At 40.6% G+C, this 12,450-nt stretch carries 9 protein-coding genes; 5 read left to right on the forward strand and 4 right to left on the reverse strand.

Annotated elements, in window-relative coordinates; all coding sequences use genetic code 11:
- The first annotated feature begins 127 nt into the window (after window positions 1-127).
- From I7804_RS06620 to I7804_RS06630, 3 genes are all read left to right on the forward strand, one after another.
- Entirely contained in the window at window positions 128-1,288 is a 1,161-nt protein-coding gene (locus tag I7804_RS06620; protein WP_022754307.1) for an acyl-CoA dehydrogenase, read from the forward strand.
- Window positions 1,289-1,431: 143 nt separating this feature from the next.
- Complete coding sequence (locus tag I7804_RS06625) at window positions 1,432-2,223, forward strand: electron transfer flavoprotein subunit beta/FixA family protein (protein WP_248405554.1); 792 nt, start codon at window positions 1,432-1,434, stop codon at window positions 2,221-2,223.
- Between the two features lie 76 nt (window positions 2,224-2,299).
- Window positions 2,300-3,355, forward strand: a complete 1,056-nt coding sequence (locus I7804_RS06630) for an electron transfer flavoprotein subunit alpha/FixB family protein (protein WP_248405555.1) — start codon at window positions 2,300-2,302, stop codon at window positions 3,353-3,355.
- Between the two features lie 127 nt (window positions 3,356-3,482).
- On the opposite strand, the gene I7804_RS06635 is transcribed toward I7804_RS06630, so the two are convergent.
- The 4 genes from I7804_RS06635 to nadA form a co-directional block, all read right to left on the reverse strand.
- The gene (locus tag I7804_RS06635) at window positions 3,483-4,043 is read right to left on the reverse strand and encodes a transcription repressor NadR (protein ID WP_022758037.1); all 561 of its coding nucleotides are present in this window, start codon (window positions 4,041-4,043) and stop codon (window positions 3,483-3,485) included.
- Window positions 4,044-4,112: 69 nt separating this feature from the next.
- Window positions 4,113-5,003, reverse strand: coding sequence for a carboxylating nicotinate-nucleotide diphosphorylase (gene nadC / locus I7804_RS06640; RefSeq protein WP_022754303.1), 891 nt, complete (start codon window positions 5,001-5,003; stop codon window positions 4,113-4,115).
- On the reverse strand, window positions 4,915-6,462 hold the full coding sequence (locus tag I7804_RS06645) for an L-aspartate oxidase (RefSeq protein ID WP_248405556.1): 1,548 nt from the start codon (window positions 6,460-6,462) through the stop codon (window positions 4,915-4,917). Before I7804_RS06645 ends, nadC begins: the two co-directional genes overlap by 89 nt.
- Before the next feature lie 73 nt (window positions 6,463-6,535).
- Window positions 6,536-7,465, reverse strand: a complete 930-nt coding sequence (gene nadA / locus I7804_RS06650; protein WP_248405557.1) for a quinolinate synthase NadA — start codon at window positions 7,463-7,465, stop codon at window positions 6,536-6,538.
- A gap of 350 nt (window positions 7,466-7,815) precedes the next feature.
- On the opposite strand from nadA, the gene ybaK reads away from it, so the two are divergent.
- Window positions 7,816-8,298, forward strand: a complete 483-nt coding sequence (gene ybaK, locus I7804_RS06655; protein ID WP_022758033.1) for a Cys-tRNA(Pro) deacylase — start codon at window positions 7,816-7,818, stop codon at window positions 8,296-8,298.
- Window positions 8,299-8,716: 418 nt separating this feature from the next.
- Window positions 8,717-12,106 (forward strand): Spy0128 family protein, encoded by a 3,390-nt coding sequence (locus tag I7804_RS06660; RefSeq protein WP_248405558.1) that lies wholly within the window; start codon window positions 8,717-8,719, stop codon window positions 12,104-12,106.
- Window positions 12,107-12,450: the final 344 nt, after the last annotated feature.

Consider the following 12,450-nt stretch of genomic DNA (forward strand, 5'->3'; position numbering starts at 1 on the left):
TCCCGGGATGGGCACATATCCATCCCGGGAGTTACGGGTTATAGCAAGTCTTTGATTTGTAAAATGCCTGTGTTGATAGAATAAATTGGCGGCAGTGCCGTCACAATAGAACTAAAGGAGAAAAAACATGGATTTTCAGCTGGATCAGAAGCATGAAATGGCAAGATCTCTTTTCAGAGAATTTGCAGAAAAAGAAGTAAAGCCTCTCGCAATTGAGACAGACGAGACAGAAGTTTTCCCACGCGAGACAGTTACTAAGATGGGAAAGAGCGGATTCTTAGGAATTCCGGTACCGAAGGAATATGGCGGACAGGGATGCGATCCTCTTACATACGTTATGTGTGTAGAAGAGCTCGCTAAAGTATGCGGTACAACATCTGTTATTGTATCTGCACACACATCTCTTTGCGTAGATCCAATTCTTACATTTGGTACAGAAGAACAGAAGAAGAAGTACGTTCCGGATCTTGCTTCAGGTAAGAAGCTTGGTGCTTTCGGTCTTACAGAGCCTGGCGCTGGTACAGACGCTCAGGGTGTTCAGACCAAGGCTGTTCTTTCAGAAGATGGCAAGACATGGACACTTAACGGTTCTAAGTGCTTCATCACAAACGGTAAAGAAGCTGATGTTTATATCATCATCGCTTACACAGATATCGTAGAAGACAAGAAGGGCAGAAAGCAGAAGAAGTTTACTGCATTCATCGTTGAGAAGGGTACACCTGGTTTCACATTCGGAACTAAGGAACACAAAATGGGTATCAGAGGATCAGCTACATATGAGCTTATCTTCCAGGATTGCGTAATCCCTGCTGAGAATCAGCTTGGTGCTCGTGGAAAGGGCTTCCCTATCGCTATGCACACTCTTGATGGTGGTCGTATCGGTATTGCTGCGCAGGCTCTTGGTCTTGCAGAAGGCGCTCTTGAGAGAACAATCGCTTATGTAAAAGAGAGAAAGCAGTTCGGTCGTTCAATCGCTCAGTTCCAGAATACACAGTTCCAGCTTGCTAATCTTGCAACAGAAGTAGAAGCTGCACAGCTCCTTGTATACAAAGCTGCAGAAGCTAAGAGAACTAAGGACAGATATTCTGTAGAAGCTGCTAAAGCTAAGCTTTTCGCTGCTGAGACAGCTATGGACGTTACAACTAAGTGCGTACAGCTCCTTGGTGGTTATGGTTACATCAGAGAGTACGAAGTTGAGCGTATGATGCGTGACGCTAAGATTACTGAGATCTACGAAGGAACTTCAGAAGTACAGCGTATGGTTATCTCAGGAAGCTTACTTGCATAACAGGATATAAGAAGCAATATTATTTTGATGATAAGTATTAATATGATATATGATCGTCAAAATGCATATCCAGATATGCGTATACAAAAGCATATATAAATGAACTTATATAGTTCAGATTCTGCAAATATAAGGAGAAAAACATGAAAGTAGTAGTTTGTGTTAAGCAGGTCCCTGATACAAAGGGCGGCGTTAAATTCAAACCGGATGGAACTCTTGATAGAGGCGCAATGCTTGCTATCATGAATCCTGATGATAAAGCAGGTCTTGAAGCAGCTCTTAAGCTCAAAGATCAGTATGGTGCTGAAGTTACAGTTGTAACAATGGGTCTTCCTAAGGCTGATGCAGTTCTTCGTGAAGCTCTTGCAATGGGTGCTGACAAAGCAATCCTTGTAACAGACAGAGTACTCGGCGGCGCAGATACATGGGCAACATCATCAACAATTGCCGGAGCAATCCGTAACCTTGAGTATGATATCGTTATCACAGGCCGTCAGGCTATCGATGGTGATACAGCTCAGGTTGGTCCTCAGATTTCTGAGCACCTTGGAATCCCGGTTATTTCATACGCAGAAGAGATTTCTGTAGATGAGAAGGAGAAAACAGTTACAGTTAAGAGACAGTTCGAAGACCGTTACCACATGGTAAAGGCTAAGATGCCTGTTCTTATTACAGCTCTTTCAGAGCTTGGTGAGCCTAGATACATGACTCCTGGTGGAATCTTTGATGCTTTCGATGCAGAAGTTACTGTATGGGGCAGAGCTGATCTTAAGGATGTAGCTGATGAGAATATCGGTCTTAAAGGTTCTCCTACACAGATTGCCAAGGCTTCAGATAAGGTTAAGAAGGGTGCTGGTGAGAAGGTTACTCCTGACAGTACCGATGAAGCTGTTAAGTACATCCTTGGCAAGCTTGATGAGAAGCACGTAATCTAAGAATCCGTACGTGGCGAATCATAGTAATGATTTGCTATGCAAGATGTGAATTATTTAGTATAAAAGGAGAATGAACATGTCTTTAGAAGAATATAAGGGTGTATTTATCTTCGCTCAGCAGGTTGATAATGAGCTCAGCAACATAGCTCTCGAACTTCTGGGCAAGGCAAAAGATCTCGCAGCAGATCTTGATGAAAAGAAAGTAACAGCAGTACTTCTTGGTGAGAACGTTGAAGGTCTTTCCGATAAGCTTGCTGAGTACGGTGCTGACAGAGTCATCGTAGTTGATGATCCTGCACTTAAGGATTACAGAACAGAGCCTTATACACACGCTCTTGCAGAGGTAATCAAAGAGTTCAAGCCTGAGATCCTCCTCGTAGGCGCTACAGCAATCGGCCGTGACCTTGGTCCTCGTGTATCTTCTCGTGTACACACAGGTCTTACAGCTGACTGTACACAGCTCGAGATCGGTGATTTCCCGCTCAATCCTATGCCTGGACAGGAGCAGAAGCATAAACAGCTTCTTATGACTCGTCCTGCATTTGGTGGAAACACAATCGCAACTATCGCTTGCCCGAACTTCCGTCCTCAGATGGCTACAGTTCGTCCTGGCGTTATGCAGAAGATCGCTCCTGTTAAGGGTGCAAAGGCAGAAGTTGTTAAGTTCAATCCTGGATTTGAAGAGAACAACTGCTACACAGAGATCCTTAAGATCGTTAAGGAGAAGGCTAACGTTGCTAACATCGCTGATGCTAAGATCCTCGTATCCGGCGGACGTGGCGTAGGCAGCCCAGAGAACTTCAAGATTCTTGAAGATCTTGCAGAAGTACTTGGCGGAACAGTTTCCTGTTCACGTGCAGTTGTAGATAACGGCTGGAAGCCAAAGGAACTTCAGGTTGGTCAGACAGGACAGACAGTTCGTCCTCATGTATACTTCGCAATCGGTATTTCAGGTGCCATCCAGCACGTAGCAGGTATGGAAGAGTCTGATATCATCATTGCTATCAACAAGGACGAGAACGCACCTATCTTCGACGTAGCAGACTACGGCGTAGTAGGAGATCTTAACAAGATCGTTCCTGAACTTACAAAGCAGATAAAGGATGCACTTGCAGCTAAGACTGAGGCATAATTTATCCATATAAAAAAGCTTCCCGTGGGTATGGCGGGAAGCTTTTTATTTTAAAAAATAGTTAAAATTCTTAATTAAAAAACTACCCACATATTTAAACATGGGTAGTTTTTATTATCTTAATCGATCATATAGTCGAATAGTTCTTAGGCTCATATATAACCGGAGCTTTCTGGGTTTCTATCAGATATCCTTTCTGTTTCAGGACATCTTCTATCTCATCCAGAATAGCCTCTGACCTTGCCTCTATCAGATGGTAGTGGTAACCGTCCGTAATAGATGAAAGAGGAGATGAGACTCCGCTGCGCATATCTCGAAGGTAGTTCTGGATATCTCTTTTAGAACTTATCTGAAGAGGTGCTGTTATAGTGCCATATACCTTGTGTTCTACATATACATTCTGGACACTACCTCCAAGATCTACGATAGCAGATAGTTCATCTTCAATCTGATCATTTGTATGTCTTACTTTGTATACGCGTCTTGTATTAGAGGCATGCATCAGGATATAACCTGAATTAGTGGCAACAAGGTCAGGGTGAGTAGCCTTGATAAGTGCTATGTCGGTTACGATCACCTGACGGCTTACACCAAGCTCCTTGGAAAGCTTACTCCCGGATATAGGTGTAGAAGCAGCAGCCAGAATCTCCAGTATGTTATTTCTTCTTTCCTCACCTGATAATCGCAAGTTTCCACCTCCAGAACAATCCGTTCGTCATAAGGCGTCAAAAGTTTTTGACACCTACCTTATTTGATGTTAATCATTTACAGGATGCAGATTCTTCATAGACAGATCAAGGATCGGTGATGAATGAGTCAGTGCACCGCTTGAAATATAGTCTACACCAAGGTCTGCCAATCTCTTGATATTTTCTTTGGTAACATTGCCGGATACTTCTACTTCTGCCTTGCCGTCAATTATCTTCATTGCTTCTTCCATATCTTCATGAGACATGTTGTCAAGCATTATGATATCTGCGCCGGCCTCAACAGCCTCTTTGACCATATCAAGGTTTTCAACCTCGACTTCTATTTTACGGACAAAAGGTGCATAGTCCTTGGCCATCTGTATAGCCTTTGTAACGCTTCCGGCAGCACCTATATGGTTGTCCTTGAGAAGTACACCATCTGATAAGTTGTATCTGTGGTTGTAACCACCACCAACTGTTACAGCATACTTTTCAAATATTCGCATATTAGGAGTAGTTTTACGTGTATCAAGAAGTTTGATATCTGATCCCTTAAGCAATTCTACTACATTCGCAGTATATGTGGCAATGCCGCTCATACGTTGCAGGTAGTTGAGTGCAACACGTTCTCCGGACAGAAGAACTCTTATATCGCCGTCAACCTTACCAATCTTCTGACCATTTGTAACATGGTCACCATCCTTAACATAGAACTGAGCTTTAGTATCAGGGTCTAAAAGAGTAAAGACTCTCTCGTATACAGACAGTCCTGCAATGACTCCGTCCTGCTTAGCGATAAGATCAACTGTTCCAGGGACGCTCTCAGGCATTACAGCATTGGTAGATACATCTTCTGATGTTATATCCTCTTTAAGCGCTGACAGGATCAGGTCGTCTGCCTGAAGACGCATAGTTACCGGTGCGAGATGTGATGTACTGCTTTGGTTTATGGTTTTCATGATATTCTTTCATCCTTTCAATTTCTGCTAAAACAAGTTTTTTGTTGTTGACTTTAAGAGTCATAGTATCTATCCATTCAGGTGCCATCTGTGTAAGAGAAACATCCGAAGCATTTTCACTGCAAGGGATATGACTAAAAACGACACGCTTGTCATATTTTTCTTTGATAAGTAATGCGGACTTTTTGGCCCATACTAGACTCTCAAGAAGAGAATTGCTGGCAAGTCTGTTTCTACCATGAACACCATTGCAACAGGTCTCACCGGCTGCAAAAAGATGCCTCATAGAAGTTTGACCATTAAGGTCAACTTTGATCCCACCCATGAAATAATGCTGTGCAGGGACTACAGGAATAGGTTCCTTGGTAGCATCATAGCCTTCCTCAAGGCAATGCTCATAGATATGTTTAAAATGGTTCCTTATCTCATCTTCAGGAATATGCTCCATAGACAGCCATACATGCTTCGAACCTTCTTTTTCCATCTGCTGGAAGATTGCACTGCTTACAACATCCCTTGGCTGAAGCTCATCTGTAAACCTCTCACCATTACTACCTAGAAGAATACCACCTTCGCCTCTTACAGATTCAGATATAAGAAAAGCGCGATCTGTTAAGAGATCAGTAGAAGGCCTAAGGGATTTACTTCCATCAAAATGCTCTACATACATAGATGAATGATCAGTGTACAAAGTAGTAGGATGTATCTGGATATAATCGGGATTCTCAAGCTTTATCCCATGCTTTAAGCATATGGCAAGTGCATCTCCTGTAAGGATAGGATAGTTGGTACTGTGATCAAACAGGCCTCCTATGCCACCGCATGCAAGGATTGTATAAAAGCTCTCTATAAAAACAATTTTCTTGCCATCATTGGTTTCATAGATACCGTACTTGTCAGATAATTCACTTTCAGGTAAGGCTGTGCATACAACACCGTGGCAGCTTGAATCTCCCAGAATATTGCTCTTCTTTGTGATCAGATCTATCATAGTGACATTTTCATAGATTGACACATTGGGAAGCTTTTTAACAGCTTCAAGGAGTTTTGAGGTAATCTCCTGACCTGTTATGTCTTCGTGGAAAAGGATCCTTTTGTTGGAATGGGCTCCCTCTTTTGTGAAATCAAGGCTTCCGTCAGCATTTCTCTCAAAATCTGTTCCTATACTTATAAGATCCTTGATAACATCCTGAGATTGTCTGATCATCTGATCTACAGAGTCAGGATCATTTTCATAATGTCCGGCCCGCATAGTATCTTCAAAGTACGAATCGTAGTCAGCATCATCTCGCAGCATACATATGCCGCCCTGAGCCAGATAGGAATCACACTCAGTCACATTTCCTTTAGATATGATCGTGATATTGAGATTATCCGGAAGATTCATGGCTGCATACAGTCCGGCTACGCCGCTTCCTACGATCACTACATCAGTTTTTAAACTCTTTGCGCTATTCATAATAGTCCTCCATGCTGGGCACTTAAGTTTATACAACAGGCTCAGCGCAAATAGTATTTGTATAAAAAAATATTTAGGCGGTAACAGGTACTTTTGCACTGCCAAGTTCCAGCATTCTCTCAAGAGGCTTGTCAGCAGCAAGTCTAAGCTCATCACTTACGCTGATGGCTCCGGTTTCGTTTAACAGGCAGTCACGGACTTTTTCCAAAGTTACTTTCTTCATGTTAGGGCATACCTGCTTGGCACCAACGAAGTAGAATTTCTTGCCGGGAGCTCTTTTCTCAAGCTCGTGAAGAACACCTGACTCTGTACAAACGATGAACTCAGTAGCAGATGAATTTTCAGCATATTCAATTATCTCTTTTGTAGAGCCGATGAAGTCAGCCAGTTCGCATACTTCCTGAACACATTCCGGATGAACCAGAACCTCAGCATTTTCATGTTCTCTGAAGGCTCTCTCTACGTCATTTGCTGTGATAGAAGTGTGTACATGGCAATAGCCGGGATTTAAGATCACATTCTTGTCAGGGCATTCTTCCTTCACAAAGCGTCCCAGATTACCATCCGGAATGAAGAAGATATTCTTGTTTGGAAGTGACTTAACAATATTCAGAGCATTGGAGCTTGTGACACATACATCTGAAAGAGCCTTGATCTCTGCCATAGAGTTGATATAGCAGACAACTGCAAGATCATCGTACTGCTCTCTCATCTGCCTTATCTTGTCAGCATCTACCATAAGAGCCATAGGGCATACAGCATTAAGATCTGGCATAAGCACTGTCTTATCAGGGCTTAAGATGCTGGCGGACTGTCCCATGAACGTTACGCCGCAGAATACGATAGTTTTGTGTGGGTTGGATTTGGCAACCTTGGCCAGATAGAATGAATCGCCAACATAATCTGCTACATCCTGTACTGCGCCGTCAACATAGTAGTGAGCCAGGATCACTGCATCCTTTTCTTTGGCAAGATCTCTGATCTCCTTTGATATTTTGTCCATAAACTCCTCCTGAATTTGCCTTTGTATATCAAAAAATAGTTTCAATGATTCTTAATTGGAGATGATACTACTACCTTTACAATAAGTCAAGACAAATGTAAAAATAGATATTTACACCTGACAAGACAGGTGTAATCACCGGTAAAAAAGTAGTACAATGTGGGTGCGCGAAGATTAGGAAAAGTATAAAAGATGGTTATAGTAAAAAGGTTAGAGTTAAAGATAAAAAATCAAAGAAAATCTAAAGAAAAACTATAGATAATAAGGATGAACATAAAACTATAACAGAACTGATATAGTTAAAGAAGACAAAAGAATAATAAAAAGCTATAGCAAAAAGGATAAAGGAAATGGCTAAAAAAGAAGTAAAAACAAATGCAATGCGTATACTTGACACAATGAAGATTCCTTACAAGCATCACGAATATGAATGCAAAGAATTCGTTGATGGTATACATATAGCAGATTCTCTTGGACTTCCTCATGAGAAAGTCTTCAAGACACTTGTGACCGTAGGAGCTGATCATAACTACTATGTATTCGTGGTTCCGATCGCAGAGGAACTTGACTTTAAGAAGTGCGCAAGAGCAGTAGGTGTCAAGAATGTAGAGATGATACCTGTCAAAGATATCAATAAAGTTACAGGCTATATCAGAGGCGGCACAACTTCTATCGGAATGAAGAAAAATTATGTCACAAAGGTAGCCATACAAGCAAAGGAGCAGGAGACTATCTATATAAGCGGTGGACGTATAGGATCACAGCTGGAGCTGTCTCCGGATGATCTGTTAAAGGCAGACAATGGCGAATATGCCGATATTATAAGAGACTAAAAAACGAGAAAATATATAATAAGTATACGTATAAATATCATAGAAAACCATATCATACAAGAAAAAGTAACGAAAAAAAAATATAACAATATACGCAAAAACTATTCCAATCTGCTCCAAATAGTGATAAAATATCCAATATATGTAAGGCTTCAGGGTTAGGGTACCTGAAGAAAACGCATATTTTCTTAATCTTACCTACATGTGATAGCTACAAATAAGAAATTTATGCAGGTTTATTAAGAAAACAATTAACTAATTCTATATACAGCAGGAAATGATAGATCTTTTAAGGTGATTGAGGCTAAAGGGAATCCATTTTGTAGACTTGCTTAGCTTGCTACCGACTAGTTTTATCTTACTTGAATCTTTTATAGTGGCTATAGTTATGACTATATGAATGGAAGAGAGGGGTAGAATGAACAAAAGATTTGTTAAAACCTTGTTTTCCGGAACTGTAGCTGCGACAGTTCTTTTCCATACTCTTGGAAACAGCAGCATTACTACACTTGCAGAAAATGACGCAGGTGAGTCTTCTAGTGTTACCCAGCAGTTAAATGAAACACAACAAAATGATGAAAACAGTGCAGCAGGTAGCGTTAATGACGCTGGCAATAGTGGCGGATCTAGTGACAATGCGGTGAATGAAATACCGGTCACAGGTAGTCAGAGTAATGATGATACCGGTGCGCCATCAGATAATACTGATCAAGATACCGGCAATAATGTAAATACCAATAGCACAGATATTAATACAGATAATATGCACGCTGAAAATTCGGACAACCCTGATCATGACATAAGTGATCCCGAAGAAAGCGATGAAACAGACCTTCTGGATGATGAATCAGATGGATCAGATACAGAAGAAAATATTACAGAAAAAACATCTGAAGATTCATCTGAAAATGCCGATAATAGTACGGGCAATTTCAAGATAACCTATTTAGCTAATAATGGCGGAATACTTCTAAGTGATGATGTCAAAACTGATATGGTAGAAGAGTATGTAGACCTTGAAGCAGAGACTCTCACTATAACAGGGGCACTTGCAGCGGCAGATGAAGGTTATGAGTTTGTCAACTGGACCTATGAGGAACAGATTGTAAGTGAAGATGAGGAGTTTACTCCAAGTAAAGATTTAATACAGACAATAGCAGAAAGTAATGATTCCGCGGCATTCTATGCCAACTTTATTGTTGTAAGTAGTGATGAGCTTACATATAATGATCCATTTGACAAAGAGGTTACAGTAGATGGGATCACAGTTACAGCGCATGCAGATGCAGGCGTTATCCCGGATGGATCAGTACTTAATGTGACCAAAGTTGACAGCTCATTAGAAGCCAAGGTCCAGGAAGCAGCCGATGATATGGCTGATAGTATTTCAGAAAGTAATGATAATGAAGCCGCTAGTTCATCATCGGATTCTAGTGGAATACTGATAAGATCTGACGATGAGATCAAAAACGATACCAGATCAAGCGAAACATATACTTTTGATATAACTATTACTAATCCTAAAGTAAACGGCAATATCCAGCCCAAGGATTCAAATTCTGTAGAGATCAAATTTTCAAATGTTATAGACACAGCTTCAGAAGATACATATCTTACTGTTTATTATGTAAAAACAAATGAATCGGACGATACAGTTTCTGAGACTACAGAGGAAAAGAAAGATCCTGACAATAATACAGATTCAGCCAATAATACAGCTGATAATACAGACAACAATACAGACAACAATACAGATAAAGAAGCTGATGAAGTAAATGATAGACCTGACGGGTCAACAACAGTAGAAGGCCTGGAGAAAGTTAGTGATACCAAGAACAATACAAGAAATATAGATTTTAAAGCAGAGCACTTTTCTACATACACAATTGTTTCAAACAGGGAGACACAGTCTTATTACAAACCGGCACAGTATACTCCCAAGGCATTTAAGATTCTCACAGGAACAGGCAAAAATCTTGGAAAAGGTGATTTTACTTTCACAATAGTAAGAACAGATGAGCAGGGCACTCCGTATCCGGAGTCAAGTAATCTCTACTATAAAGAAAGTGGCGTTCCCAATGATGATAAGGGAATTATAACATTCTCAACCCTTTCCTTTGATACACCGGACACTTACTATTTCAAGCTTACAGAAGATATACCTGATGATTCTGCCAAAGATCCGCACATGACATATGATACAAGCTACTTTATATTAAGACTTTATGTATCAGAATATATAGATGATCGTACTAAGCTTGTAGCAAACCCTGCATATGTCAAGAATGATACGCTTCCACCTGTAAGTGTAAGTTTGTATGACTATTATGGGCCGACAATTAATGTGGATCATGCATTTAAGTTCTCTGACGGAACTTATTATTATGAAAATACTACCAGACATGCAGCAGCTTCCGGAAAATTCAATCATTATACCGGCAGCACTGCCAGTGACAAGAGAGTAAAAGGTATCGTACAGTCTGAACTTGTAGACGGATACCCGGTATTAAACCCAGATGTTACCGGATCTAATGAGAGCCTTAAGTATCTCTTTACAGATGTATCCGCAGGAGTTGCAGATAAGAGAGAGAATGTTATCCTCTACGATATAGGTGATGGGGGGTCGTATAGATATGTAAACAAAGCTTTTTATCCATTTGATAATAATAGCCAAAAAGAAACTGGCGATCAACATAACTATCACTTCAGCACAGTAACAGAAGCAGCCTTCGTAATACCTACAGACGGACTTATACATACAGAAGATGACCCGAGTATCACTGCAGACATGGTCTATAACTTTGAAGGTGACGATGATGTATGGGTATTCATTGACGGACATCTTGTAATAGACCTCGGCGGAGTTCATGACAAGGTTGGAGCTGAGCTTAACTTTAACACAGGGACAATACAATATTATCAGTATTCTAACAAGAACTCGGGTAGCAGAGTTAATACTGCCAGCGGTAATCTTGCAGATATATTGGGCGCAGGATACAAGGATGGCAAGGTTCACACACTTAAGATCTTCTATTTTGAAAGAGGTAAGAATCTTTCTGAATTTGATTCAGACTTTAACCTGGCTCTTATCGCAGAGTTTAACAACATCTATGATGAGGAAAAAACTGTTGAAGGAACCAGTGTAAAGTTTTCAGGAACCAAGACACTTACAGGAAGAAGCCTTGCAGCTGACGAGTTCTCATTTGAACTTAAGGATGAAGAAGGCAATGTGATAGAGACAGTTACTAACAGCGCAGACGGATCATTTGCTTTCTCAGAGATACCATATGTATTCACAGATGACAGAAATGATGTCGGAGATCATAAGTACACGATAAACGAGGTAATAGGAAGCCTATCAGGAGTCGTATATGACACCAGAGTTTATAACATAACAGTAAGTGTTAAATATGACAGCGAAGGCAGCAGACTTGTAGCGACGATAGACGGTCTAAGTCAAGATGGAAGCGGAGCGAACTTCACCAATACATTCTCTGTAACACCTCCGCCGCCGACGCCTCCAGTTCCTCCAACACCACCAACACCACCAACGCCTCCGACACCGCCTACAACCTATACAACACCTACTCCACCTACTCCTGTAGATACACCTGCAGTACTTGGTGCTACAAGGCAGGAAGAAGTAATAGTACCTGCAGAGACACCTGCAGTACTTGGTGAGAGTAGAGTCAGAAATACCGGTGATGAAAGCAAGATTCTATTAAGAGTAATAATAATCCTTATATGCGCAGGTGTTATAACGGGTATTATCCTAATAGGAAGAAAAGAGAAAGAAAACTCTAAATAAAGATATACGAATTGTGAATATATCTTTGTTTAGTACATAAACAAAGTTCAATTGTACCGAATCCAAATCCGCCTTATTATCAGTGACATTCTTTGAATGTAATTGAAAATAAGGCGGATTTTTGTTCCTTGAAAAGATAAAAATGATTGAATATGCGTTCAAAACCAATATATAATTTCGTAACATATTATCGCTATTTCGACCAATGTTTATTGAAAAGACATTTTTGAAGCGATATAGTGATATTAGGTAAAAAGAATTCATATTGGTAATTTTTACTCAGGGAACGCCCGGTATTTTGAGCCCTGTGTCTTAAAACGAGAACGCATTATGCACTGGATATG

Source organism: Butyrivibrio fibrisolvens, assembly GCF_023206215.1.
GTDB lineage: Bacteria > Bacillota > Clostridia > Lachnospirales > Lachnospiraceae > Butyrivibrio > Butyrivibrio fibrisolvens_C.